At 68.2% G+C, this 25,456-nt stretch carries 21 protein-coding genes; 5 read left to right on the top strand and 16 right to left on the bottom strand.

From position 1 onward, the window contains the following. Positions 1 to 5: 5 nt before the first annotated feature. From AC1DGI_RS13275 to AC1DGI_RS13255, 5 genes are all read right to left on the bottom strand, one after another. Positions 6 to 1,592 (bottom strand): LCP family protein, encoded by a 1,587-nt coding sequence (locus tag AC1DGI_RS13275; protein ID WP_476899180.1) that lies wholly within the window; start codon positions 1,590 to 1,592, stop codon positions 6 to 8. A 157-nt stretch (positions 1,593 to 1,749) separates the two neighbouring features. Further along, complete coding sequence (era, locus tag AC1DGI_RS13270) at positions 1,750 to 2,709, bottom strand: GTPase Era (protein WP_476899179.1); 960 nt, start codon at positions 2,707 to 2,709, stop codon at positions 1,750 to 1,752. After that, complete coding sequence (locus tag AC1DGI_RS13265) at positions 2,693 to 4,024, bottom strand: hemolysin family protein (RefSeq protein ID WP_441402331.1); 1,332 nt, start codon at positions 4,022 to 4,024, stop codon at positions 2,693 to 2,695. Before AC1DGI_RS13265 ends, era begins: the two co-directional genes overlap by 17 nt. Then, positions 4,021 to 4,494 (bottom strand): rRNA maturation RNase YbeY, encoded by a 474-nt coding sequence (ybeY, locus tag AC1DGI_RS13260; protein ID WP_476899178.1) that lies wholly within the window; start codon positions 4,492 to 4,494, stop codon positions 4,021 to 4,023. Before ybeY ends, AC1DGI_RS13265 begins: the two co-directional genes overlap by 4 nt. Further along, the gene (locus tag AC1DGI_RS13255) at positions 4,491 to 5,579 is read right to left on the bottom strand and encodes a PhoH family protein (RefSeq protein WP_476899177.1); all 1,089 of its coding nucleotides are present in this window, start codon (positions 5,577 to 5,579) and stop codon (positions 4,491 to 4,493) included. The genes ybeY and AC1DGI_RS13255 overlap by 4 nt, the downstream gene beginning before the upstream one ends. Positions 5,580 to 5,902: 323 nt before the next feature. Between AC1DGI_RS13255 and AC1DGI_RS13250 the strand changes: the two genes are divergently transcribed. Then, positions 5,903 to 6,817 (top strand): GerMN domain-containing protein, encoded by a 915-nt coding sequence (locus AC1DGI_RS13250; protein ID WP_476899176.1) that lies wholly within the window; start codon positions 5,903 to 5,905, stop codon positions 6,815 to 6,817. Positions 6,818 to 6,877: 60 nt separating this feature from the next. Here the strand turns inward: AC1DGI_RS13250 and AC1DGI_RS13245 are convergent, their stop codons facing one another. The 3 genes from AC1DGI_RS13245 to hrcA all read right to left on the bottom strand — a co-directional run bounded on the left by AC1DGI_RS13245 (position 6,878) and on the right by hrcA (position 9,880). Continuing rightward, the gene (locus tag AC1DGI_RS13245; protein ID WP_476899175.1) at positions 6,878 to 7,657 is read right to left on the bottom strand and encodes a 16S rRNA (uracil(1498)-N(3))-methyltransferase; all 780 of its coding nucleotides are present in this window, start codon (positions 7,655 to 7,657) and stop codon (positions 6,878 to 6,880) included. A gap of 2 nt (positions 7,658 to 7,659) precedes the next feature. Further along, positions 7,660 to 8,787: a molecular chaperone DnaJ gene (gene dnaJ, locus AC1DGI_RS13240; protein WP_441401832.1), complete on the bottom strand. Its 1,128-nt coding sequence runs from the start codon at positions 8,785 to 8,787 to the stop codon at positions 7,660 to 7,662. Between the two features lie 79 nt (positions 8,788 to 8,866). Continuing rightward, complete coding sequence (gene hrcA, locus AC1DGI_RS13235; protein WP_476899174.1) at positions 8,867 to 9,880, bottom strand: heat-inducible transcriptional repressor HrcA; 1,014 nt, start codon at positions 9,878 to 9,880, stop codon at positions 8,867 to 8,869. A 261-nt stretch (positions 9,881 to 10,141) separates the two neighbouring features. Here hrcA and AC1DGI_RS13230 point away from each other — a divergent pair, with 261 nt between their 5' ends. Together AC1DGI_RS13230 and AC1DGI_RS13225 are read left to right on the top strand one after the other, a co-directional pair. Beyond that, complete coding sequence (locus AC1DGI_RS13230; protein ID WP_476899173.1) at positions 10,142 to 10,996, top strand: DUF3097 domain-containing protein; 855 nt, start codon at positions 10,142 to 10,144, stop codon at positions 10,994 to 10,996. Positions 10,997 to 11,119: 123 nt separating this feature from the next. Beyond that, positions 11,120 to 11,539 carry a DUF4870 domain-containing protein gene (locus tag AC1DGI_RS13225; RefSeq protein WP_441401829.1) on the top strand — a complete coding sequence of 140 codons (420 nt, stop codon included), beginning with the start codon at positions 11,120 to 11,122 and terminating at the stop codon, positions 11,537 to 11,539. An 87-nt stretch (positions 11,540 to 11,626) separates the two neighbouring features. Here the strand turns inward: AC1DGI_RS13225 and hemW are convergent, their stop codons facing one another. Both hemW and lepA read right to left on the bottom strand, forming a co-directional pair. Continuing rightward, complete coding sequence (gene hemW / locus AC1DGI_RS13220) at positions 11,627 to 12,865, bottom strand: radical SAM family heme chaperone HemW (RefSeq protein WP_441401828.1); 1,239 nt, start codon at positions 12,863 to 12,865, stop codon at positions 11,627 to 11,629. A 2-nt stretch (positions 12,866 to 12,867) separates the two neighbouring features. Then, positions 12,868 to 14,721, bottom strand: a complete 1,854-nt coding sequence (lepA, locus tag AC1DGI_RS13215) for a translation elongation factor 4 (protein ID WP_476899172.1) — start codon at positions 14,719 to 14,721, stop codon at positions 12,868 to 12,870. Between the two features lie 190 nt (positions 14,722 to 14,911). Between lepA and AC1DGI_RS13210 the strand changes: the two genes are divergently transcribed. Then, a complete protein-coding gene (locus AC1DGI_RS13210) occupies positions 14,912 to 15,445 on the top strand; it encodes a type II toxin-antitoxin system PemK/MazF family toxin (RefSeq protein ID WP_476899171.1) in 534 nt (177 codons plus the stop codon). Positions 15,446 to 15,626: 181 nt separating this feature from the next. After that, positions 15,627 to 15,887, top strand: coding sequence for a 30S ribosomal protein S20 (gene rpsT / locus AC1DGI_RS13205; RefSeq protein WP_230119666.1), 261 nt, complete (start codon positions 15,627 to 15,629; stop codon positions 15,885 to 15,887). Positions 15,888 to 16,026: 139 nt separating this feature from the next. Here rpsT and holA read toward each other — a convergent pair whose 3' ends face one another. From holA to glpK, 6 genes are all read right to left on the bottom strand, one after another. After that, positions 16,027 to 17,040, bottom strand: a complete 1,014-nt coding sequence (holA, locus tag AC1DGI_RS13200; RefSeq protein WP_476899170.1) for a DNA polymerase III subunit delta — start codon at positions 17,038 to 17,040, stop codon at positions 16,027 to 16,029. After that, positions 16,974 to 18,989 carry a ComEC/Rec2 family competence protein gene (locus AC1DGI_RS13195; RefSeq protein ID WP_476899169.1) on the bottom strand — a complete coding sequence of 672 codons (2,016 nt, stop codon included), beginning with the start codon at positions 18,987 to 18,989 and terminating at the stop codon, positions 16,974 to 16,976. The genes holA and AC1DGI_RS13195 overlap by 67 nt, the downstream gene beginning before the upstream one ends. 1 nt (position 18,990) lies before the next feature. Beyond that, positions 18,991 to 19,881, bottom strand: coding sequence for a ComEA family DNA-binding protein (locus AC1DGI_RS13190; RefSeq protein WP_476899168.1), 891 nt, complete (start codon positions 19,879 to 19,881; stop codon positions 18,991 to 18,993). A 50-nt stretch (positions 19,882 to 19,931) separates the two neighbouring features. Beyond that, a complete protein-coding gene (locus AC1DGI_RS13185; RefSeq protein ID WP_476899167.1) occupies positions 19,932 to 20,966 on the bottom strand; it encodes a DegV family protein in 1,035 nt (344 codons plus the stop codon). A 69-nt stretch (positions 20,967 to 21,035) separates the two neighbouring features. Then, the gene (gene leuS, locus AC1DGI_RS13180; RefSeq protein WP_476899166.1) at positions 21,036 to 23,582 is read right to left on the bottom strand and encodes a leucine--tRNA ligase; all 2,547 of its coding nucleotides are present in this window, start codon (positions 23,580 to 23,582) and stop codon (positions 21,036 to 21,038) included. Positions 23,583 to 23,899: 317 nt separating this feature from the next. Further along, positions 23,900 to 25,414 carry a glycerol kinase GlpK gene (glpK, locus tag AC1DGI_RS13175; RefSeq protein ID WP_476899165.1) on the bottom strand — a complete coding sequence of 505 codons (1,515 nt, stop codon included), beginning with the start codon at positions 25,412 to 25,414 and terminating at the stop codon, positions 23,900 to 23,902. Between the last annotated feature and the right edge of the window lie 42 nt (positions 25,415 to 25,456).

Here is a 25,456-nt window from a genome sequence, read left to right as displayed (position 1 = left end):
TGGGGCTAGCGCGTGATCAGCGCTGGGTTCGCCTGCTGGCAGACCGTATCGCCGGCCGTCTGGTTGACGATGTCCTTGGGCAAGGCCACCGGCGCGTCCGCCTGCTGGGCCCCGCCGGTGTAGTCGCTGCCCACGTAGACCTGGACGCCCGCGACGCCGGCTGCCGGGAGTACCTGCGAGGCCGGGATGCCCAGCAGCGTGGCCACGTCCGCGGCCACGTCGGCGAAGTTCGCGCCGTAGTACACGGCGGTGGTCGCCACGGCCTTGGCGGTCAGCTGGCCCGTCTGGGTGAAGCCGCCCGCGTTGAGCGCGGCCAGCAGTTCCTTGGCCCGCGCCGGGTCGCCGGAGCCGTTGGCCACGGTGACGGGCTGCAGGGCCTTGTTGTAGGCAGGCGCGGCAGGCGTCTGGCTGGCCGTCGGCTGGACGCTGGCCGAGGCACCGGCAGTGGCGCCCGCGGCGGCCGTCGGGGTGGCGGTGGGGTCTGTCAGGTCCACGTCCTTGCGCATCGCCGCGAACAGCTGCGACGCGGCGGGCTCCGCCAGCTGCAGCCGGTTGATGTCAGACGCCGCGGGCTCTGTCGGAGTAGCCACGAAGGCGACCTTGCCGACGTCGATGGTCTTCAGCCGGTTCGCGACGGTCAGCAGGGTCGGGACGGAGGCCAGGCCGTCGTCGATCGTCAGGTTCTTGGTGATCGCGTCCGCGATACCGAGCATCCGTGCCGGGTTGGTGAGGGTGCCGTCGGACTTGATTTTGCGGGTGAGGGAACTCAGGAACCCCTGCTGGGCCTTGATCCGGCCCAGGTCGCCGCCGTCGCCGAAGGCGTGCCGGGTGCGGACAAAGGAGAGCGCCTGCTCGCCCTGCACTGAGGACGTTCCCTTGGGCAGCCGAAGCCCGGAGTCTGGGTCGAAGATGGCGTCGCTGACGCACACGTCGACGCCGCCGACGGCATTCGAGAGTTCCTTCACGGCGTTGAAGTCGGCCATCATGAAGTGGTCGATCTCAAGCCCGGTGAGTTTGTTGACGGTGTCCACCGCGCAGCCGATGCCGGCCTCGGACATCGCCGCGTTGATCATGACCCCGGTCTGGGCCGGATACTCCTGGTTGGTCTTCGGGTCCTTGCACTTCGGGATGTCCACCAGAAGGTCCCGCGGGAAGCTGATGACGTTGACCCGCTTGTTGTCTGCGGAGATGTCCATCAGCATCATGACATCGGAGTGGCCGTAGCCGGTGGAATCCGCTGCGCCGCCGTACTGCGAGTTCTTGCCGTCACGGGTATCCGAACCGAGGATCAGGATCTGCATCCGGCCGGTCGCGTCGTCGGGGGCGGCCTCGGTCCGGGCGTTGCCGGCGCCGAGCGCCTGGGTGGAGATGTTTCCCTGCAAACGGATGAACCAGTAGGCGCCGAACGCGATGACACCGACGAGGAGCACCGAGATGATGATGGTGGTGGCCTTCAGCCACACCGGTATCCGCCGGGCGGCACCGAGGTGGCGCGCGGGCCCGACGGAATCATCTGCCGTGTGCCGGGCAGCGGCGCCGGACCGAACCGGGGGGCCGGTTCCGTCGGCGCGCTTGTCACGGGGTCGAGCCACTGGTGGTGCCTTCCTTAGCGAACGGGAGTCTAGCTATTTTAGTGCCCCAAACTGGGAAAACCCCGACGGGCATGCCGGAGCCGGACCGCGGGTTCTCTCCCCGGCCCGGTCACGCTGTCGGCAAGCGGGGCGCCGCCCCCGCCGGCCTTGTTCGGACTTAGAAGCCCAACTTGACCAGTTGCTTGGGATCGCGCTGCCAGTCCTTGGCGACCTTCACGTGCAGGTCCAGGTAGATCCGGGCCCCGAGCAGGGCTTCAATCGCCTTGCGGGCGGTGGTGCCGACCTCGCGGAGGCGTGCGCCGCCCTTGCCGATGATGATGGCCTTCTGTGACGGCCGTTCCACGTAGAGGTTGACCCGGACATCCAGGAACGGCCGGTCCTCGGGACGGCCCTCACGCGGGACAATCTCATCGACCACCACGGCCAGGGAGTGCGGAAGCTCGTCGCGGACGCCCTCGAGGGCAGCCTCGCGGATGAGTTCGGCGATCATCACCGCTTCCGGCTCGTCCGTCAGGTGCCCGTCCGGGTAAAGCGGCGGCGACGGCGGCATGTGGCTGATCAGCACGTCGGCGACGGTACCGACCTGGAAACCGTCAGTGGCGGAGACCGGGACGATGTCCTTCCAGCCTTCCTCGCCCAGCACCTCGCGGCCCAGAGCAGCGACGGCGAGCAGCTGCTCGGTCAGTGCCTGGCGGTCCACGGTATCCGCCTTCGTCACGACGGCGATCACCGGCTTGTTCCCGACGGCGGCGAGCTGCGCGGCGATGTACTTGTCCCCGGGGCCGATCTTTTCGTTGGCGGGCAGGCAGAAGCCGATCGCGTCGACCTCGGCCAGGGTGTCCGCGACGAGCTCGTTGAGCCTCTTGCCCAGCAGCGTGCGGGGGCGGTGCAGGCCCGGCGTGTCGACCAGGATCAGCTGTGCATCGTCGCGGTGCACGATGCCGCGGATGGTGTGCCGGGTGGTCTGCGGTTTGGCCGAGGTGATGGCGACCTTCTGCCCGACGAGGGCGTTGGTGAGGGTGGATTTGCCGGCGTTCGGTCGTCCCACCAGCACCGCGAAACCGGCCCGGTAACCGCCGAAGGGCGCTTCGCCGTCGGACTTATTCTGCTTGCTCACGTGGAACTCCCTGTTGCGTTGATTCGGCCTCGTCGAAAAGGTCTTCAAGGTCAGTTTCTGCTTTCGGCGCTGCGGCCGCAATGATGTGGCTGACGCGGTTGCGGCGGCCTTCGAGCCGGTCGGCCCGGAGAGTGACGCCGTCGACGGCGACGGTGCTGCCGACGATCGGCACCCGGCCGAGCGCCTTCGCGAGCAGGCCGCCCACGGTGTCGACCTCGTCGTCGTCGAGTTCCAGGTCGAAGAGTTCCCCGAGGTCATCGATGCTCATCTTGGCGCTGACCCGGTAGCTACCGTCGCCGAGGTCCACGGCTTCCGCGGCCTCGGTGTCGTATTCGTCCACGATCTCGCCGACGATTTCCTCGATCAGATCCTCGAGCGTGACGAGGCCGGCGGTGCCGCCGTACTCGTCGATGACGATCGCGACATGGGTGGATTCCTTTTGCAGCTCACGGAGCAGCTCGCTCACCGGCTTCGAGTCCGGCACGTAGCGGACCACGCGGGCCAGCTTATCGACCACCGGCGGTTCCTCGCCCGGGGCCAGGTTATGGATCACGGCGGCCACGTCCTTGAGGTAGACGATGCCGAGGACCTGGTCGGTGTTGTCTCCGATGACCGGGATCCGGGAGTAGCCCGAGCGCAGGAATAGTGACATGGCCCGGTGCAGGCTGGAGCCGGAGTCGATGCTCAGAATGTCGGTCCGGGGCACCATCACGGAGCGGACAAGCGTGTCGCCGAAGTCGAAGACCGACTGGATCAATTCGGCCTCATTGTCCTCGATGACGTCGGACTCGGTGGCGCGTTCGACGAGTTCGCGGAACTCCTCTTCGCTGAAGAAAGCTTCGTTGTCTGCGGGCGCCCCGGGCGCCACGGCGCTGCCCAGGGTGACCAGCCAGCCCGGAATCGGCCCGAGCACCCAGCAGAGCCAGCGGATCAGCGGGGCGGAATAGCGGACGACCTCGGCGGAGTGCACCCGGCCCAGCTGGCGCGGCGAGACGCCGACGATGACGAAGCCGACCAGGGCCATGATGCCGGTGGCGGCCAGCCCGGCGAGCCAGACGTTGTCGAGCAGGCTGTGCAGCAGCGCGGTCACGGCCACCGCGGAGGCCATTTCGAACCAGACCCGCCAGAACCGCAGGGCCCGCATGTGGGCCACGGGCTGGGCCATGATCCGCTTCAGCGCAGTGCCGCGGCTATGCAGGATCGCGTGCTCGGCGTCGTGGCGGGGAAGGAAGTTGAAGGCGGCCTCGGCCGCGGTCAGTACGGCCGCAAAGCCGAGGAAGACCAGCGCCATGCCGGCCAGGATCAGTGGGGTCACTGAATCGTCTCTGCCGGGGCGTCCCTGCCGGTGAAGCCGGCAAGAAGTTCGCGCTGGAGCCCGAACATCTCCTCCTTTTCCTCCGGTTCCGCGTGGTCGAAGCCGAGCAGGTGCAGGATGCCGTGGGTAGTCAGCAGCAGCATCTCGTCCTGGGTGGAATGCCCGGCGTTCTTCGCCTGCACCTCGGCCACCTGGGGGCAGATTGCAATATCGCCCAGCATGCCCTGCGGGGTTGGCTTGTCCGGCGTACCGGGGGTGAGCTCATCCATCGGCACGGACAGCACGTCCGTGGATCCTGGTTCGTCCATCAGCTCGATATGCAGCTTCTCCATCGCGGGCTCGTCGACCAGCAGGATGGACAGCTCCGCCTGCGGGTGGATGAACAGCCGTTCGAAAACGAACCGCGCCAGCGCCACCAGCTCGGCTTCGTCGACCGTGACGCCGGACTCGTTGTTGACCTCGATGCTCATGCGTGCTCCCCCCGGTTATCCCGGGCGACAGAATGCTTGACCCGGTTCCTCTGTGTCTCGTCCCAGATGCTGTAGGCGTTCACGATGTCGCCCACCAGCCGGTGGCGGACGACGTCGGAAGCGTCCAGGACTGTGAAGTTGACGTCCTCGATGCCCTGCAGGATGTCTTCGACGATGCGCAGCCCGGAGCGGGTGCCGAAGGGCAGGTCCACCTGGGTGACATCGCCGGTGACCACCATCTTGGAGCCGAAGCCCAGCCGGGTGAGGAACATCTTCATCTGCTCGGGTGTGGTGTTCTGGGCCTCGTCCAGGATGATGAACGCGTCGTTGAGCGTGCGGCCGCGCATGTACGCCAGCGGCGCCACCTCGATCGTGCCGGCGGCCATCAGCCGCGGGATCGATTCCGGGTCCATCATGTCGTGCAGCGCGTCGTACAGCGGACGCAGGTACGGGTCGATCTTGTCGCTGAGCGTGCCGGGCAGGAAACCCAGCCGCTCCCCGGCCTCGACGGCCGGCCGGGTCAGGATGATCCGGCTGACTTCCTTCTGCTGCAGGGCCTGCACGGCCTTGGCCATGGCGAGGTAGGTCTTGCCGGTGCCGGCCGGGCCGATGCCGAAAATCACCGTGTTCGCGTCAATCGCGTCCACATAGTTCTTCTGGTTCAAGGTCTTGGGCCGGATGGTCTTCCCGCGACTGGACAGGATGTTGTGGGTCAGCACTTCAACCGGGTTCTGCAGGGACTGGCTGCGCAGCAGTGACACGAGCTGCTGCAGTACCGAGGGGGTGATGACGGTGCCGCGCGCCACCAGGCCCCGGACCTCGTTGAGTAGCCGCATGATCCGCGGGACCTCGGCGGCCGGGCCGCTGATGGAGAGCTCATTGCCGCGGACATGGAAGTCGACGGCGGGGAATTGGCTTTCGATGAAGCGCAGGGCTTCATCGTGGCTGCCCAGGGACTGCACCATCTGGTCGGAGTTGTCGAACAGGACCACCTCAGTCCGCAAACCCGGGAGGGAGTGGGGAAAGTCCCCTGCGGTGCGTCCGCCCGGGCTGATCCGTGCCTTGCCGTTGGCTGCTTCAGTCATGGTGGTGGCCCGTGGGCCTCTGGTCCCCTCCAGTTGGGAAATGGTTTTCTTATCTTACGCCAGCACAGCCTCGCACCTCGGCGGCTGGGTGCCGCCCGGGAGTTAGGTATCAACTTCATATCGTCCTCATATCGTTCACGTTGCAGTTCGCCGGGCGGGCCGTAAAGCCGTCCGGAGCTCCGGCGCCCTGTGTAATGCTGGATTGGGCCATCCCGGGGCCGCGGCCGCTGTCCCCAGTGCGGGCAATACGAGCGGCACCGAGGTCACCGGCACACAGCGAAGGGAAAACTGCAATCAGCCAGGGTGGAACGAACAAGGCGGAAGTGGGCCGGCGCGCGTACCGCGGCGTCCTGCTGCTGGTGCTGCCCGTTGCCTTGGCGCTGTCCGGTTGCGTGGCAACCTCCCAGCCGGGCATCACGAATTCGGACACTCCGTCCCTGACGGTGCCGGGCCCGGCTGCCGGCGTCGCCACCACCAGCGCGCCGCTCGAATCTTCGCAGGCTTCGAACAAGACTCCGGTGTACTGGATCGGACGCAGCAACAACAACGTCTTCCTGTACCGCGAGTTCCGGGACGCGTCCGATCAGGACAACCCCGTGACCCGGGCGCTGCGGGTGATGATGTCCCAGAAGCCGCTGGACCCGGATTTCTTCACCCCCTGGCAGAACCCGAAGAAGCTCGCTACCTCAATTTCCGGCAAGAATGTCATCACGGTGGACGTCTCCGCCGACGCGTTCAACAGCAACCTGGACGCCGACATGGCCGAACGCGCCATCCAGCAACTCGTCTACACCGCCACCGCGGCCGCTGCCAGCGCCGGCCTAACCGATACCGGGCAGCAGATCCAGGTGGTGATCCTCGTTGACGGACATACCGACTACGTCGCCTTCAACCGGGTCCGGTTGGGCTCCCCCACATCCCGCAGCGCCGGGATGGTGGGGCCGGTCTGGATTATCGATCCGCAGGAGGGCGTCCAGTTCCCCGAAGGCGCGGTGAAGATTTCCGGCCGCAGCACCGTCCCGGCCGGCAAGCTGCACTGGGAGATCCTGCGGGTGGACGGCACCGCCAAGACCCCCTACCTGAACGGGACGGTCACGGCAGATGCCGCCGCCACCGGCCTCTTTAACATTGCGGTGAACCTGGGGCCCGGGAGCTATGAGGCGCGGGTCTCGCAGATCGATCCGGGCAGCAACGTCCCGGACCTGAACGTGGATACCCGCGGCTTCACCGTGCACTAGGGAGTGCCGGAAGGCCTGCCCGGCCGGGCCGTGACTGCCTGAAACTTGAGGCCTGGCGCCCTACCAGCGTCCCAGGATGTCGCTGGCCAACACAGTGGCGGCGGGACCCGCGGTGGAGGAGCGCAGCACGTGGTGGCCCAGCAGGGCGGTCACTGCTCCGGCATCGCACAGCCGGGTGACCTCGCGGGGGCTGATGCCGCCCTCGGGTCCCACAATCAGCAGCACCTCGCGGGGTCCGCCGGCGTCGCCGTCGTTGTGCTGTGGCCGGTGCCAGGCTTCCAGCACCTGCCGCAGCGGCCGCACCGCGTCTTCGTGCAAGATCACCGCCAGATCCGCGGCCGCGACGGCGGCCTGCAGGCCGGCGCCGTCGACGGCGGCGCGGACCTCCGGGATCCAGGCGCGGCGTGCCTGCTTCGCGGCCGCCGTCACCACCGACTGCCACTTGGCGTGGGCCTTCGCCGCGCGTTCGGGTTTCCACCGCACAATCGACCGCTCCGCCTGCCAGGGGACGACGGCGTCGATTCCCAGTTCCGTCACGGTTTCGGCGGCCAGTTCGTCGCGGTCCCCCTTGGCGAGTGCCTGCACGAGCACCAGCCGGACATCGGGCCGGGGCTCCGAGCTGACCCCGCTGCACTGAACGGTCAGCTCCTGGGGCGCGACGGCGGTGACGGTGCCGGTCAGGCGCTTGCCCGCACCGTCGGCGAGGTCGACCGGCTCCCCCACGGTCAGCCGCTTGACGGTCACCGCGTGGCGCGCTTCGGGACCTTCGAGGACGAAGATTGCGCCGGGAACCTGCTGGTCGAGGCTTCCTGCCGGGGTGAAGAAGACCGGGTTACTCACCGCTACAGGTTACCGAGCCGGTCCCGCAGCTTGGCGAAGACGCCGCCGCTGGCGGCCAGCTTGCCCTCGGTGAACTGCTCGCCGCGGAGTTTGGCCAGCTGGCGCAGCAGGTCCTCCTGGGCGGCGTCGAGCTTTGCCGGGGTGTCCACCTGCAGATGGACCTTGAGGTCGCCCCGGCCGTAGCCGCGCAGGTGCGTCACACCGAGGCCGCGGAGCGTGATGACCTCGCCGGACTGGGTGCCGGCCTTGACGTCGATTTCCTGTTCGCCGTCGAAGGTTTCGAGGGTCAGCTCCGTGCCCAGGGCCGCGGCGGTCATCGGGATGTTGAGGCTGGCATGCAGGTCGTCGCCCTCGCGGACGTAGGTGGCATCATTGTTGACCCGGATCTCCACGTACAGGTCTCCGGACGGTCCGCCGGCCGGTCCCGCTTCACCCTGCCCGGAGAGCTGGATGCGGGTGCCGGTGGCGACGCCTGCGGGGACCTTCACGGTGAGTGAGCGGCGGCTGCGGATGCGGCCCTGGCCGGCGCATTCATTGCACGGATCCTTGATCACGGTGCCGAAGCCTTCGCAGCTGCCGCACGGAGCGGTGGTCATGACCTGGCCGAGGATGGAACGCACCGCGCGCTGGACCTGGCCGCTGCCGCCGCAGATGTCGCAGCGTTCAGGGTGGGTGCCCGGCCGGCAGCAGGAGCCTTCACACGTCGGGCAGGTCACGGCGGTGTCGACTTCGAGCTTTTTGTTGACGCCGAAGACGGCGTCGCGGAGTTCGATCCTGACGCTGATCAGGGCGTCCTGGCCGCGGCGGACCCGGGACGCCGGGCCGGCCTGGCCGCCGGCGCCGCCGAAGAACGATTCGAAGATGTCCTGGAAGGCGAAGCCCTGGCCGGCGTAGCCGCCGCCGAAGCCGTTGTCGTTGCCGTTCTCGTTGCCCGTGGTGTCATAGATCCGGCGTTTTTGCGGGTCGGACAGCACCTCGTAGGCGTGCGTCACCGCCTTGAAGCGTTCGGACGCGTCGTCACCGGGGTTCACATCCGGGTGCAGGGTTCGCGCCAGCTTGCGGTAGGCCTTCTTGATCTCTTCCCCCGTCGCTTCGCGGGAGACTCCAAGAACGTCGTAGTGGCTGCTCAAAATGTGTATCTCTTCCTGGTTGTACTGCCGGTAATGGGCAAGAAGTGTGATGCGTGGGGTTCGCGCCCGGGCCGGACCCTTAGGGCCCGAGGATCCTGGAAAGGTAGCGGGCCACCGCACGGACGGCGGCCATGGTGGTGGGATAGTCCATCCGGGTCGGTCCGAGTACCCCGACCTTGGCCGTGGCATCCGGGCCGTAGCCGGTGGCGACCACGGAGGCTTCGGAAAGTCCGTCGTAGGGGTTTTCCCGTCCGATGCTCACGGTGACGCCGCGCGGGTCCTGCGCCATGTCGCTGAGCAGCCGGAGCATCACCACCTGTTCCTCGAGTGCCTCGAGCACGGGTCCGATGCTCAACGGGAAATCCACGTTGGAGCGGGCCAGGTTGGCGGTCCCGGCCATGACCATCCGTTCCTCACGGCTGCTCGCCGCCAGCGACTCGAGTCCCCGGGCCAAGGCCCGGGCGGCGGTGCGGCGCACCGGCGGGCAACTGTCCGCCACGGCCTGCAGCGACTGCGGCAGCAGGCTCAAGGGCGTGCCGGAAAGCCTGGACAAGAACAAGCTGCGGATTTCCGCAAGGGCCTCGTCGCCGAAATCCTGGCCAACGTCGATCACCCTCTGCTCCACCTTGCCACTGTCCACGATCAGCACGGTCAGCACCTTGCGCGGAGCCAGCAGGACGAACTCGATATGCCGAACGCGCGCCCGGCTGAGGAGTGGGTACTGCACGACGGCGACCTGGTTGGTCAGCTGCGCCAGCAGCCGCACGGTCCGGTCCAGCACATCGTCAAGGTCATCGGACCCCTCCAGCAGGGCCTGGATGGCGCGGCGTTCCGCCGGGGACAGCGGTTTGACGGCCGAAATCTGGTCCACGAACAGGCGGTAGCCCTTGTCGGTGGGGATCCGGCCGGCGCTGGTATGCGGCGCCGTGATCAGGCCCTCGTCTTCCAGGGCCGCCATATCGTTGCGGATCGTGGCACTGGAGACGCCCAGATGGTGCCGCTCCACCAGCGCCTTGGATCCTACGGGTTCACGGGAGTGAACATAGTCCTCGACGATGGCGCGCAGCACTTCGAGTTTCCGTGGCTCGCTCACGCCCCACCTCCAATCGACCCTTATCCGGTTCACCGGGTGCCGGGCGGCCGGGAAGGACCGGCCCGACAACACCCACGGTTAGCACTCGACATGCCTAAGTGCTAACCAGTCTAATATGAGTCCCGCGTTGTTAGCATTGGATTCACTGCGGGCCCTGCCGTCGGACCGGTGTTTCCGGACACATCACGGGATCCCGGCCCAACTATTTCGCAAGCTATTTTCCGAGTTCAAACTTTTCGAGTGCAAAGCAGTGTGTAGCCGATGTCGTACCAAAATTGGGGCCCGCAAGAGCTCTCCGCGCCCGCCAAAGCCCAGTTGCCCGAAATCCCGGTGGAACGCGGCATGGTGCTGGAAGACGTTCAATCCGGTTGGGTGGGCGCCGTAACCCGGGTGGAGAAGTCCGGCGGCATGCACGTGGTGGCCCTTGAGGACCGGCGGGGCAAGTCCCGCTCCTTCCGGCTGGGTTTCGGTTTCCTGCTGGACGGCCAGCCGATCCGGTTGATGCCGCCCGCGCCGCGGCTCCCTGCCGGCGGCGCCGCCGTCGCCACCCGCACCGCCTCCGGATCCGTCCGGGTGGCCGGCCAGCGCGCCCAGGTGGCCAAGGCCAGCCGGATCTGGGTGGAAGGCAAGCACGACGCCGAACTCGTCGAAAAGGTCTGGGGCGACGACCTCCGGGTCGAGGGCATCGTAGTCGAGCCGCTGCACGGCATCGACGACCTCACGGCCGCTGTGCAGGATTTCGGGCCCGGCCCGGGCCGCCGTCTTGGCGTGCTGGTGGACCACCTCGTCCCCAACTCGAAGGAATCCCGCATCGCCGACGCCGTCATGGCCTCCCCCGGCGCCGCCGGCAACGTGCTGATCGTCGGGCACCCCTACGTGGACGTCTGGCAGGCCATCCGGCCGGCGGTGCTGGGGATAGAACGGTGGCCGGAAATTCCCCGCGGCATTGATTGGAAGACCGGCATCCTGACGGCGTTTGGCTGGCCGCACAGCACCAAGGAGGACGTTGGCCTGGGCTGGCAAAAACTCCTCGGCGCCGTCCGCAGCTATGCGGACCTGGAGCCCTCCCTGCTGGGCCGGGTCGAAGAGGTCATCGACTTCCTCACGGTGCCCTGACCGGCTCTCCGTGCTTCACTTCGCGGTCCATGCCAGTATTCTGGGTACGGCGGCCGTTGCATTGTTGTTGCGGCCGCGGCTTCTCCCGGTACCAACGCTCCACCGCAATCCAAAGGACGACACGTGGCAGAAAACGCACGCGAACACACGGACCATCAGGCCGGCCATGGCCAGTCGCCGTACCATGGCGTGCCCGCAAATGCCCTGCCGCTGACGGCACGGGAAGACCGGCAGTGGGCCACCCTGGCGCACTTTGGCGGCATCCTCGGCTGCATCCCGTCGCTCTTGATCTACCTGATCTTCAAGGACCGCGGCCCGTTCACGGCGCAGGAGTCGAAGGAAGCGCTGAACTTTACGCTGCCCCCCACAATCGCCGCGGTGGTCGCCAACCTGTTGGTCTTCGTCCCGGTGGTGGGCAACCTGTTCGCGGTACTGGCCACCCTCATCTGGATTGCCTTGGCCTGCTTCTCCGTGGCCGCAGGCATCCACGTCAACCGCGGCCAGCCGCACCGCTACGACTTCAACCTCCGCTGGATCAAGTAGACCGGCGCTAGCCGGACAAACAGTTTTGCCGGCAGGAACTGGGCCGGACGAGAGGTAAGCCGGACCAGGAGCCTGCCCGCCAGGGCGCTAGTCCGGCAGGATCCGGCGGACCACCGCGTCGGCCAGCAGGCGGCCCTTGAGCGTGAGCACCAGGCGGCCCTGGAAGGCCGCCCCCGGCTCAACGAGCCCGTCCGCGATCAATCCGGCCACAGCATGGCGCCCGGTGTCTCCCAGGCCGCCAAGACTCGGGATGGCCAGGCCGGTGACGAGCCGGGCCTCGAGCATGACGCGTTCGACGTTGCGGGTTTCGGCGTCGAGCGTTTCCCGGCCGGCCGCGGGCGAGGCGCCCGACCCCAGCCGGGCTGCATAGGCGCTCGGGTGCTTGACGTTCCACCAGCGGACCCCGCCGACGTGCGAGTGCGCGCCGGGCCCGATGCCCCACCAGTCGTCCCCGCGCCAATAGGCCAGGTTGTGGCGACAGGCCTGCTCCGGGGTGCGGGCCCAGTTGCTGACCTCGTACCAGCCCAGGCCCGCGGCGGAGATCAGCTCGTCAGCCAGTTCGTACTTGGCGGCATGGTCGTCGTCGTCGATCCCCGGCACTTCGCCGCGGCGGATCTGCGCGGCCAGCTTGGTGCCGTCCTCCACGATCAGCGCGTAGGCGCTGATGTGGTCCGGGCCGTAGGACAGGGCCGTCTCCAGCGAGTACCGCCAGTCCTCCAGCGACTCGCCGGGTGTGCCGTAGATCAGGTCAAGGCTGACAGCCAGGCCGGCCTCGCGGGCCCATTGCACCACCTGCGGCACCCGGCTGGGCGTGTGGGTGCGGTCCAGGACCTTGAGGACGTGCGGCACGGCCGACTGCATGCCGAAAGACACCCGGGTGAAGCCGGCGTCGGCCAGCACCCGCAGCGACTCGGGCGTGACGGAGTCCGGATTGGCTTCCGTGGTGACCTCGGCGCCGGGTGCCAGGCCCCAGGTGTCCACCGCGGCCGCCAGGATGCGGGCAAGGTCCCCGGCGGGCAGCAGCGTGGGCGTCCCCCCGCCGAAGAACACCGTGCTGAGCTGTCGCTCGGGCAGGCCGGACGCCGTCAGGACGCGGCCGGCAAAGTCCACCTCGGCCACAGCGGTGCCGGCATAGGCGTCCTGCGAGGCGCCGCCGCCGAGCTCCGTGGCGGTGTAGGTGTTGAAGTCGCAGTAGCCGCAGCGCACGGCACAAAACGGGATGTGCACGTACAGGCCGAAGGCCCGGTCCGCGGCGCCCGCCAGCGCCTGGCCGGGCAGCAGCCCGTCCGACGGCGCCGGATCACCGAGGGGAAGCACGCTTGGCATGGCTACTTCTTGGCCTTGTCCTTGGACTCTTCGGTGGTGAGGGCGGCGATGAAGGCTTCCTGCGGGACTTCGACGCGTCCCACCATCTTCATGCGCTTCTTGCCTTCCTTCTGCTTTTCCAGCAGCTTGCGCTTTCGGGTGATGTCGCCGCCGTAGCACTTGGCCAGGACGTCCTTGCGGATCGCGCGGATGCTTTCGCGGGCGATGATCCGGGAGCCGATGGCGGCCTGGATCGGCACCTCGAACTGTTGCCGCGGGATGAGTTCGCGCAGCTTGCCGGTCATCATCACGCCGTACGCGTAAGCCTTGTCCCGGTGGGTGATGGCGCTGAACGCATCTACTTGTTCGCCCTGGAGCATGATGTCCACCTTGACGAGGTCGGCGACCTGGTCGCCGTCGGCCTTCCAGTCCAGCGAGCCGTAGCCGCGGGTCTTGGACTTGAGGATGTCGAAGAAGTCAAAGACGATTTCGGCCAACGGCAGACGGTAGCGGATCTCCACCCGGTCCTCGGAGAGGTAATCCATGCCGCCCATGACGCCGCGGCGGCTCTGGCACAGTTCCATGATGGCGCCGACAAACTCGTTGGGCGCCAGGATGGTGGCGGAGACCATCGGTTCGCGGACCTCGGAAACCTTGCCGGTGGGGTATTCGCTGGGGTTGGTGACGTGGACGACCTTCTTGTCCTCGAGCGTCACCTCGTATTCCACGTTGGGGGCGGTGGAGATCAGGTCCAGCTTGTACTCGCGTTCGAGCCGTTCACGGGTGATTTCCAGGTGCAGCAGCCCCAGGAAGCCAACGCGGAAGCCGAAGCCCAGCGCGGCCGAGGTTTCCGGCTCGTAGACCAGCGCGGCGTCGTTAAGCATCAGCTTCTCCAGCGCGTCGCGCAGCACCGGGTAGTCCGTGCCGTCCAGCGGGTACAGGCCGGAGAAGACCATCGGTTTGGCGTCGGCGTAGCCCGGGAGGGAGTCGGTGGCCGGCTTGGCCAGGTTGGTGACGGTGTCGCCGACCTTGGACTGCCGGACGTCCTTCACACCGGTGATCAGGTAGCCCACCTCGCCGACGCCCAGGCCCTTGGACGGGGTGGGCTCCGGGGAGCTGACGCCGATCTCGAGCAGTTCGTGGGTGGCGCGGGTGGACATCATCTGGATGCGTTCGCGCGGGTGCAGCATGCCGTCGACCACGCGGACATAAGTGACCACGCCGCGGTAGGTGTCGTAGACGGAGTCGAAGATCATGGCGCGGGCCGGGGCGTTGGGGTCGCCGACCGGGGCGGGCAGGTCGCGGATGATCTTATCGAGCAGGACCTCGACGCCGGCGCCGGTCTTGCCGGAGACGCGCAGCACCTCGTCCGGGTCGCCGCCGATCAGGTTCGCCAGTTCTTCCGCGTACTTCTCCGGCTGGGCAGCCGGGAGGTCGATCTTGTTCAGGACCGGGATGATCGTGAGGTTGTTTTCCATCGCCAGGTACAGGTTGGCGAGCGTCTGGGCTTCGATGCCCTGGGCGGCGTCCACCAGCAGCACGGCGCCTTCGCACGCGGCCAGCGAACGGGAGACCTCGTAGGTGAAGTCGACGTGGCCGGGCGTGTCGATCATGTTCAGCGCGTAGCTGGTGCCGTCGAGCTCCCACGGCATCCGGACGGCCTGGGACTTGATGGTGATGCCGCGTTCGCGCTCGATGTCCATCCGGTCCAGGTACTGGGCCTTCATGTCGCGGGACTGGACGACGCCGGTGTACTGAAGCATCCGGTCGGCCAGCGTGGACTTGCCGTGGTCAATATGCGCAATGATGCAGAAGTTCCGGATGAGGGCCGGATCTGTTGCGGCAGGCACCGGGGCGGTGCGGGCCATGGGAGACACGCAGGGTCCTTACTGTTGGCACAACCTGTGGGCTGTACTGATGGGCAATGCTGATGGGCTGTACTGCGGACTCAGGCAGCCGGTGTTCGACAATCGCTTGTTCCACCTGGCTGCGGGCAGGCCGCATTTCTCGTCCCCCTAGTCTCCCACGTCCGGGGGCGTGGCCCCGCATCCCGGTAGGGTTTGCCCCATGGCCCTGAATCGTCGCTCCCTCGGCAACGCCCTCCGCGGCACCCTGCGCTTCCTGGACCGGCTCGGTGGCGGCGCGCCCCCGGTCCGCCGGCCCGCCGGGCGTCCTGCCGGCGCTACCGGCGGCCTCACCGGTACCTACCCCGGCGACTTCCGGGGGAAAGCCACGGTGCGGTACACCCCGGCGGCTAACGGCTTGCCGGAGCCAGGCGAGATCATCTGGACTTGGGTGCCGTTCGAAGAGGACCATAGCCGCGGCAAAGACCGGCCTGTGCTCCTGGTGGGGAGCCACGGCCGCTACCTGCTCGGACTGATGCTGACCAGTAAGGACCACGACGGCGAGGCTCGACGCGCGGACGACTACGTCGACATCGGCACTGGCCCCTGGGACCGGCAGTGGCGCCCGAGTGAGGCCCGACTGGACCGCGTGCTGCAGATCAACCCGCGGGATGTTCGGCGTGAGGGCGCCATCCTCGACGCCGGGCGGTTCGGCACCATCGCCACCGCGTTGCGCGGCCGGCACGGCTGGTCCTGACGCCTTCCGAGGCCGGAAATCGCCACCGGCCCGGCGTCTCTGCTATTATTGACAGCTGTGTGTCCGTGCAGGTCGACGGCCACAGATGGTTGGTCGCCATAGGTATCCCCACGCCGCTCAGTCAATGGCCAATCTGAAAGCCCTCTAGACCATTTTCCGCATTGAAAAAGAGAGTTCACACGTGGCTAATATCAAGTCCCAGAAGAAGCGCATCCTTACCAACGAGAAGGCTCGCCTGCGCAACAACGCAGTCAAGTCCGAGCTGAAGACGGCCATCCGCGCTGTCAACACCGCCGTTGAGTCCACCGACAAGGATGCCGCTGCTACTGCACTGGTTACTGCCAGCCGGAAGCTCGACAAGGCTGTCAGCAAGGGTGTTCTTCACAAGAACAACGCTGCAAACCGCAAGTCCGCGATCTCCAAAAAGGTCAACGCACTCTAAGGTTTTCCAGTTCAACTGAACTGATGATTGTGGCCGGTACCCTCAGGGTGCCGGCCACAGCCAGTTAAAGCGGCAACCGCTCCGGCAGCCCGGCACGCCACGCGCCGGTTCGGGCGTGCGGCGGGTCAGCGGCGGCCGGTCAGCGGCGGACAGCGCCCGCTATCACCGTCACGGCGTGCTCGACGGCGTAGACCGGGTCCCGGGAGAGCCCCTTGACCTGCGCATCGGCCTCCGCCGTGACCTGGATGGACCGGGCCAGGCCTTCCGGGGTCCACCGCCTGACGTCACGTTGGGCCTGCTCCACCAGCCACGGCTGCATGCCGAGCTGCTTGGCGATCTGCGTCGAGGAGCCCTGCGCCCCCGCCACTTTGGCGAGGGACCGGAGCTTCGCGGCCAGGGCCGCCACGATCGGCACCGGATCGGCTCCGGTGTCGAGGGCGTGGCGAAGCGTGGAGAGTGCCAACGGGGCGTTGCCGGCCATCGCGGCGTCGGCCACCTTGAAGCCGGTGGCTTCCACCCTGCCGCCGTAGTAGCGGTCCACCAGGTCCGCATCCACCGCAGTGGTGGCATCCGCGATCAGCTGGCTGCAGGCAGCGGCGAGTTCCGCGAGGTGGGCGCCGACGGCGTTGACCAGGGCGTGCACGGCGTCCGGCTCGATCCGCCGGGAGGCGGCTTTGAACTCGGTGGTGACAAATGCCGCCTTGTCGGCGTCCTTCTTCAGCGGCTGGCAGTCAACCACGGGCCAGCCGCCCGCCTTGATCGCGTCGAGAAGTTTCTTACCCCGGACTCCCCCGCCGTGGCGCAGCACCAGGACGGCGTCGGGCTCGGGGCTTGTCAGGTACTTCAGGCCGTCGGTGAGAAAGGCATCGTTCATAGCCTCCAGGCCTTCGACTTCGATCAGCTTCTGCTCGCCGAACAGGGACGGGCTGACATTCATGGCCAGGGTTCCGGGTTCGTAGCTGCCAGCGTTCAGCCGGGTGACTTCGACGTCAGGGGCGGCGGCGCGTACCTGGGAACGGATCCGGTCCATGGCCCGGGAGCCGAGGTAGTCCTCGGGGCCGCCCACCAGCACCACCGGCGCCGGGGTCACATCGCGCCAGGTGGCGGTCTTCGTCGCCGTCGTCCTCGTGCGTTGGGTCTGGGCAGCAGCCACTCGTGTATCCTCCGGGAAGTTGGTTTGCAGACTCTAAGCCTGCCACGGCGGGGACGGTCCACCAAGCCACGGCGCCCGGCCCACGGGCTGGCCCGCTGACGGCCCCGCCGTGTCGGGCGGTTGCGGGCAGCACCGGTAGGGAGGGCCTTGCGATCCAGCATCTGGCCGAGGGACAACGCGGTGCGCTCCTGTAGTTTGAGCAGCAGGCGCCCGGCGCCAGCCGGGTGGGTGACCAGCCAGACGCCCGCCAGGGACAGCACCGAGAGCGCCGCCATCGTGGCCGACCCGTAGGCGCCCTCCGGCCAGGGCAGCACCGCACCGGGCAGTGCTGCGAAGTAGCGGGCGATTCCGGCCACAGCGGTCGCGAAGGCGCCGGCCACGGCGATGGGGACTGCCGCGAGGGCCGGGAGCAGCGGAACCAGCGGAACAGCCGCCGTGCCCGCGACGGTCACCGGCGCCACCAGCGCGGCGGCTGCCAGGTTTGCGGGCAGGGCGTAGCTGGAGAACTGCGGCTGGAGCAGCACAATGACGGGGCCGCAGAACAACTGGGCGGACAGTGGAACCGCGAGGCCGGCGGCGACGGCGCGGGGCACGACGGCCGGCATCCAGCCCATGATCGGCCGGCCGGCCACGACAATGCCGAGGGTGGCCAGGACGGACAGCAGGAAGCCGTAGTCGGCGGCCAGCGCGGGCTCTGCCAGCAGCAGCGCTGTGCTGGCCACACACAGCAGGCTGAGCCCGTGACCTGCCCGGCCGAAGGTGAGGGCTGAGAGGCCGATCGCCCCCATGCACGCGGCCCGGAGTACGCTGGCGTCCGGACCCACCATGAGCACGAACATGCCCAAGCCGCCGAGGGCCAGGCCGGCGGCCGCGGGGCGGGGAAGCCGCACACTGCGGGCAGCCAGCAGCAGCACGCCGAGGACGAGGCTGCAGTTGGCGCCACTGACGGCCGTCAGGTGTGTCATGCCGACGGTCTTCATGGCAGCGGCGAGCTGCGGATCAAGGGCTCCGGTATCGCCGGTCACCATCCCGGGCAGCAACCCCTTAGCATCACCGGACAACCCGGCGGCGGCGGCGCTGAAGCCGCTCCGCAGAGCTGCCGGGCCGCGGTCCCAGCTGCCTGCTGCGGCCAGGCGCACGGGGGCAGCGGAGGCGGACAGCATCCCGGCCTCGGCCTCGCCAGCACCGGACGGCTTCAGCTTGCCCGTGGCACGGATCCGCTGCCCGGACGCGGCGTCGCCCCAATCCGCCCCGCCCAGCACGAGGAGCCCGGCATGTGCCTCCACCCGGCGGCCGTCAAAGATCAGGACCAGCAGCGTGGCGGGCACCGCCCAACGGTCCGACAGCCCCACCCTGCCCGGGGTGGCGAGCCGCCGCGGCGTGCCGTTCACCTCGATTTCGGCCACTACCGAGGCGCCGGCGGCAACGGCTTCCGCGACCCCACCTTCATTCCGCGGCACCGAAGCGACCGCCGCGTGGGCGCCGGCCGCGCACGAGAGCAGCAGGGCCGCGGCCGCGGTGCCCCGAAGGCTCCGGGCACCAGCCTTCCGGCGCCGGCAGTGTGGCGCCAGCAATATCCCGGCCGCAGTGGCCAGAGCGGCGCAGCCGAAGGCAAGGGCCGTCGGTGCCAGCCACCCTCCCGCGAGGGCAGTCCCCCAGACGAGCAGCGCCGCGGGCACCAGCCGAAGGTCGGTCCGGCGCCGGCTGCCCGACGAAGCATCGGACGACGGCGGAAGGGCGGCGGTCCGGCGGGCCCGCAAGGCTTCGCGGACGCGGTGCTCCAGCGTGGCCAGGGTGGTTCTGGCAGTTGCCAGCAGGTGAGGAGGCCCCGCGGGCCCTGCCGCAGGCTGCCCGGAGCCCTGGCCAGGTGGGACGGTGTTCCGGGCCATGGATGCGGTTGCAGCGTCCCGCAAGGACTGCCAGCGGGGCGGCTGCCGCTCTGCAGACATGTCAGATCCGCACGAGTGGCAGGAGGGCCGCGAGCAGCTTCGGGCCGACCCCCTCGACAGCGTCCAGTTCCTCGACGCTGCGGAACCGGCCGTGCTGTTTACGCCAGTCCACGATGCGCTGGGCCAAAACCGGGCCGACGCGCGGCAGCGTGGCCAGCTCTTCGACCCCGGCGGTGTTCAGGTTGATTTTCGCCGCGGGCGGTCCGTTGCCGCCGCCGCTTCCTGTCCCTTCGGTGCCTGTTCCACCAGTTCCGACGGAGGGTGCGGCCCCGTCGGCGGCGCCAGCACCTTCCGGGCCGCCGCGCTCCGGGACGTGGATCTTTTGGCCGTCCTCAAGGACGGCGGCAAGGTTGAGCCGGTCCAGGTCCGCGGCGGCCGTACTCCCGCCGGCGGCCCTGATGGCTTCGTGGAGCCGGCTCCCGCCCGGCAGCTCCAGCACGCCGGGGCTGGCCACTGCGCCTGCGACGTGCACGACGATCCTGCCGCCCGCCGCTGCAACGGGATCTTGAGTGGCCGGATCAGTCGGTCCTGAAGTACCGGCGGGCCCGGCGGTAGGCTCCCCGAGGGGGTGGACCCGGGGCGCGCCGTCGGCCGCCTGCCACCAGAACCAGCCGCCCAGCAGCACGCAGATCAGCCCCAGCAGCGCCGCGGCACGCCGTCCCGTCCGCCAACGGAACGCCGCCGGCGCCGTGGCGTCGGCTGCCGCAGCGTTCGGGGGCACAGCTTCCGCGGCCGGGACGACGTCGCGCAGCACCTCATCGCGCAGCACCTCATCGCGCAGGACATCGCCGAGCAAGTCAGCGTCCCGCACCGGACCGAGGCTGGCGGCCCAGCGGTGCCGGGCCAGCCCCGATCCGCTGCGGGCTTCGGCTCCCGGACAGTGGCGCGGCATGCGTCCCAGCCTAGGGACCCCCGCGCGTCCGACGACAGGAGCCGGAACGGCTATGTGGACAGTGGCGCAGGGCCCGCGGAAGCCGAGGCGCCGCCGCCGGTAACGGGCAGCGGGGTGCTGCTCTCCCCCACGATCACGGCCAGCACCCCGAGTCCGGCGTGGGCGGCCAGCACGGCGGGCAGAGAACTGATCTGCGCCGGAGGACATTCCGGCAGCAAGGCTCCCAGCCGCTCCGCCAGCTGCTCCGCCTCGGCCGGGTTGCCGAAGTGGTGCACAGCGATCCTCGCCTCCCCCTTAGGTCGGGACAGCGCATCGGCGGCGGCGACCTCCTCAAGCCTGGCGATGGCGCGGGCCGCCGACCGGACCTTTTCCAGCGGCACGACCTTGCCGCCGTCGACCGCCAGGATCGGTTTGATCGAGAACATGGTGCCCCAGAGCGAGGCGGCCGGACCGATCCGTCCGCCGCGGCGGAGCTGTTCCAGGCTCGGCACGTAGAAGTACACTCTGGTGCGGTCCAGCCGCTCCCGGGCGAACGCACTGACTTCCTGCGCGCTCCGGCCGTCGGCGGCCGCAACGACGGCGCTCTGCACGCCCATCCCCTGCGCCATCCCAACGGTGCGGGAATCCAGGATCTCCACCGGAATCCCCACCCTGGCGGCGGCGAGCCGCGCGGACTCGGGGGTGCCGGAGAGGTCGCCGGAGATATGGATCGAGACCACTGCCTCGAAGCCGCGTGCCGCCGCGGCCAGGTACGCCTGTTCGAACTGGCCGGGTGAGGGCCGGGAGGTCCGGACCGGCACGCCGCTGGCCAGCGCCACGGCGATAGTCTCGGCGATGTCGTCCTCGCCCTCGCCGTAGATCTCGGAGCCCACCATGACGGGCATCGGGACCACCGTCAAGCGGCCGTCCGCGGCGAAGTCGCGCACCCACTCCGCCGGCAGCGCTGCCGCGGAGTCGGTGACCACGGCCGTCCGCGGCGCCACTGCGGGCAACACTTCGGGGGCCGCGCCTGGCCTGGTGGCCTGGCGCAGCCTGGCGAGGCGCTCGCGCAGCCACAGCCAGCCGGGGGGCTCACGGTCGGGCACGAAGCACCTCCTGGAAAGAGTTCCGGCCGCCGGCTGACGCCGGCGGCCGGTGACGAATGGCCTGTCCGGCTAGGCCGGCACGACGTTGACCAGTTTAGGCGCCCGCACAATCACGGTGCGGATTCCGCGCCCATCCAGCGCGCGCTGGACGTTGTCGGAAGCCAGGGCCAGTTCGCGCAGCTCGTCCTCGGAAATGCCCGGGGAGACCTCGAGCCGGTCGCGCACCTTGCCCTGTACCTGCACGACGGCGGTGACTGTGTCCTGCACCAGCAGGGACTCATCGTGCGTGGGCCAGCCCGCGTTGGCCACCGACGCCGGGTGCCCCAGCACGTTCCACAGGTCCTCCGCGGTGTAGGGGGCGAACAGGCTCAGGATGACTGCGACGGCCTCCACCGCCTCGCGGACGGCCGGGTCCGCGCCGCCGGCACCGTTGTCCGCGCCTGTATTTCTGTCAATAGTTTTGCGGGTCGCGTTGACCAGTTCCATCAGTTTTGCCACCACCACGTTGAACTTGTTGTGGTCCAGCAGCGCCTCGGCGTCGGCGATGGTGCGGTGGGTGACCGTGCGCAACGCACGGTCACCGCCGGCGAAGTCGACGCCCGGTTCACTGGTGACGTCCTGGCCGAGCCGCCAGGCCCGGGCCAGGAATTTCGCGGAGCCCGACGGCGACACGTCCGCCCAGTCGACGTCGTCCTCCGGCGGAGAGGCGAAGATCATGGTGAGGCGCACGGCGTCGACGCCGAACCTGTCCAGCTGCTGGCCCAGGTCCACGCCGTTGCCGAGGGACTTGCTCATGGCCTTGCCGCCGTTGAGCACCTGTCCCTGGTTCAGCAGCGCGCGGAACGGTTCGTCCGCTTCGATCAGGCCCAGGTCATGGATGACCTTGGTGAAGAAGCGGGCGTACAGCAGGTGCAGGATGGCGTGCTCCACCCCGCCGACGTACTGGCCTACGGGCATCCAGTCGTTGATCTTGGCCGGGTCGAACGGCCCGTCGGTGTACTCCGGCGAGACGAACCGCAGGAAGTACCAGGACGAGTCCACGAAGGTGTCCATGGTGTCGGTGTCGCGCTTGGCCGGGCCGTGGCAGGCGGGGCATTCGACGTTGACCCAGGCTTCGGCAGCCGCCAGCGGGGAGGTGCCCTTCGGGGACAGGTCCTCGCCGCGCAGGTTCTCCGGCAAGGTGACGGGCAACTGGTCGTCCGGGACCGGGACCTCGCCGCAGTCCGGGCAGTGGATGATCGGGATGGGTGTGCCCCAGAAGCGCTGGCGGCTCAGCAGCCAGTCACGCAGGCGGAAGTTGACGAACTTCTCGCCGGTGCCCTGCCGCTCCAGGATCTCGATGGCCGCCGGGATGGCCTCGGCCTTGGGCAGTCCGTCCAGAGCGCCGGAATTGATCAGCGTTCCCTCGCCGGCGGTCGCAGTGCCGGTGACGGCCGGGTCTTCCTCACCCGTGTCGAGGACTGCCCGCACGGGCAGGCCGAAGGTTTTGGCGAAGTCCAGGTCGCGCTGGTCATGGGCCGGGACGGCCATGATGGCGCCGGTGCCGTAATCGGCCAGCACGTAGTCGGCCGCCCAGACCGGCAGCTTTTCGCCGTTGAGCGGGTTGATCGCGTAGCGGCCGGTGAAGACGCCGGTCTTTTCGCGTTCGGTGGCCTGACGCTCGATTTCCGAGAGCGCCTTGACCTGCTCGCGGTAGGCCTCAAGGGCCGTGGCGTGTTCGTCGGTGACCAGTTCGACGGCGAGCGGCGCGTCCGCGGCGACCACGAAGAAGGTTGCACCGTAGAGGGTGTCCGGGCGGGTGGTGAACACAGTGACGTCCTGGGCGGGCTTCCCGCCGTCGGCCTCGATCGCGAAGTTGACGTGTGCGCCCTCGGAGCGGCCGATCCAGTTCTTCTGCATGGCCAGGACCCGCTCGGGCCAGTGGCCGCGCAGCTCGTCCATGTCGTCCAGCAGCCGGTCGGCGTAGTCGGTGATCTTGAAGTACCACTGGTTCAAGGACTTCTTCGTCACGGCGGTGCCGCACCGCTCACAGGCGCCGTTGACCACCTGTTCGTTGGCCAGCACGGTCTGGTCCTTGGGGCACCAGTTGACCGGGGAATTCTTGCGGTAGGCCAGGCCGCGCTCGTAGAAGCGCTTGAACAGCCACTGGGTCCAACGGTAGTACTCGGGGTCCGAGGTGTGCAGCCGGCGGGACCAGTCCACGGAGATGGCGTAGCGCTTGAACGACGCCGCCTGGGTGTCGATGTTGGCGTAGGTCCACTCGCTAGGGTGTGCGTTGCGCTTGATGGCGGCGTTCTCCGCGGGCAGGCCGAAGGAGTCCCAGCCGATCGGGTGCAGCACGTCGTAACCTTGCTGGCGCAGGTAACGAGCGACGACGTCGCCCATTGCGAAGGCTTCGGCGTGGCCCATGTGGAGGTCCCCGGAGGGGTAGGGGAACATGTCCAGCACGTAGCGGCGTTCCTTCGAGCCGTCATCCAGGGGCGTGAAGACCTTGAGGTCCTCCCAGACCTGGGGCCATTTGGCCTCCATGGCCGCGAAGCTGTAGGCACCCTCTTCGGGGCCATCGTTCGCGACGGCTGCTGCTGATCCGGTCTCTGTCTCCGGCTGAACGCTCACTGCTGGCCTCTTCTTTTCTTTCGATCTTGTTGATCAGGACTGTCCTGCCTGATCTCTTGGTCCCCTGCTGCGGGCCGGCAAATCTCCCGGACACACAAAAGCCCCTCGACATGGAGGGGCTGCCGCTCGGCAATCCGGTTTTCGTCGGGATGCCGGGCGGCTAGCTAAGCAGGGTGATCGCACGCATAGGACCACTTTAGCGCACAGACAAACTCCCCATCGGACGAAAAGGGGCCGGTGACTCCCCGCCATGGTGTGGTGGGCACCGCGAAGCGGGCGGGCGGGAGTCACCGGCCCCTTTTCGGGGCTCGAAAGGCCTACTTCACGTCCTCGTCGACCCAGCCCATGGACTTCGTGACGGCCTTCTTCCAGAGGCGCAGCTGACGGTCGCGCTCACCGGCTTCCATCTTGGGTTCCCAGCGCTTGTCCTCCGCCCAGTACTTGCCGACTTCCTCGGTGTCCTTCCAGAAACCCACGGCCAGGCCCGCCGCGTAGGCAGCACCCAGCGCGGTGGTCTCAACGATCTTCGGACGGATGACGGGGATGCCCAGGATGTCGGCCTGGAACTGCATCAGCGCGTCGTTGGCGACCATTCCGCCGTCGACCCTCAGGTCCTCCATGTCCACGCCGGAATCGGCGTTGGCGGCGTCGAGGACCTCGCGGGTCTGGAATGCCGTCGCTTCCAGGGCGGCCCGGGCAATGTGCCCCTTGTTGACGAAGCGCGTCAGTCCCACGATGACTCCGCGGGCATCGCTCTGCCAGTAGGGGGCGAACAGGCCAGAGAAGGCCGGAACGATGTACACGCCGCCGTTGTCCTCAACCGTCTTCGCCAGCGTTTCCACCTCCGGTGCGGACGAGATCATACCGAGGTTGTCCCGGAGCCACTGGATCAGGGAACCGGTGACGGCGATGGAACCTTCCAGGGCGTAGACCGGCTTCGCGTCGCCGATCTTGTAGCAGACGGTCGTGAGCAGACCGTTCTTGGAGTGCACGATCTCCTCGCCGGTGTTGACGATCATGAAGTTGCCGGTGCCGTAAGTGTTCTTGGCCCCGCCCTTCGCGAACGCGGCCTGGCCGAAGGTCGCCGCCTGCTGGTCGCCCAGGATTCCGGAGACGGGAACTTCGCGCAGCAGCTGCGAGGTGTGCACCGTTCCGTAGACCTCGGAAGAGGACTTGATCGCGGGCAGCATGGACTTCGGCACACCGAACGCGGCCAGGATCTCCTCATCCCAGCTGAGCGTTTCGAGGTCCATGAACATGGTCCGGGAGGCGTTGGTCACGTCGGTGATGTGCACGCCCCCGTCGGTCCCGCCGGTCAGGTTCCAGGTGACCCAGCTGTCCGTGTTGCCGAACAGCAGGTCCCCGGCCTCCGCCTTGGCGCGGGCGCCGTCCACGTTGTCCAGGATCCACTTGATCTTGGTGCCGGAGAAGTAGGTCGCCAGTGGCAGGCCGACCTTCTGTTTGAACCGCTCCACGCCGCCGTCCGCCGCAAGTTCGTCGACGATGGGCTGGGTGCGGGTGTCCTGCCAGACGATGGCGTTGTAGACGGCCTTGCCGGTGGTCTTGTCCCAGACGACGGCTGTCTCACGCTGGTTGGTGATGCCGACGGCGGCAATGTCGTGCCGCGTGAGGTTCGCCTTGGACAGGGCGGATCCGATCACCTCGCGGGTGTTGTCCCAGATCTCCGCCGGGTCGTGCTCCACCCATCCGGCCTTGGGGAAGATCTGCTCGTGCTCCTTCTGCCCGCTGGAAACGATGTTGCCGTCATGGTCGAACACGATGGCGCGGGTGCTCGTCGTTCCCTGGTCAATGGCGATTACATACTGGTTCATGCTGACGTCCTTGTCTGATGGGCTTGGTTAGATGGCCTGGGT

The sequence above is a fragment of the Arthrobacter sp. 05N428_2 genome, from assembly GCF_056397065.1.
The sequence above is the reverse complement of the archived record's forward strand: the minus strand, read 5'-3'. Positions and strand labels throughout refer to the sequence as shown.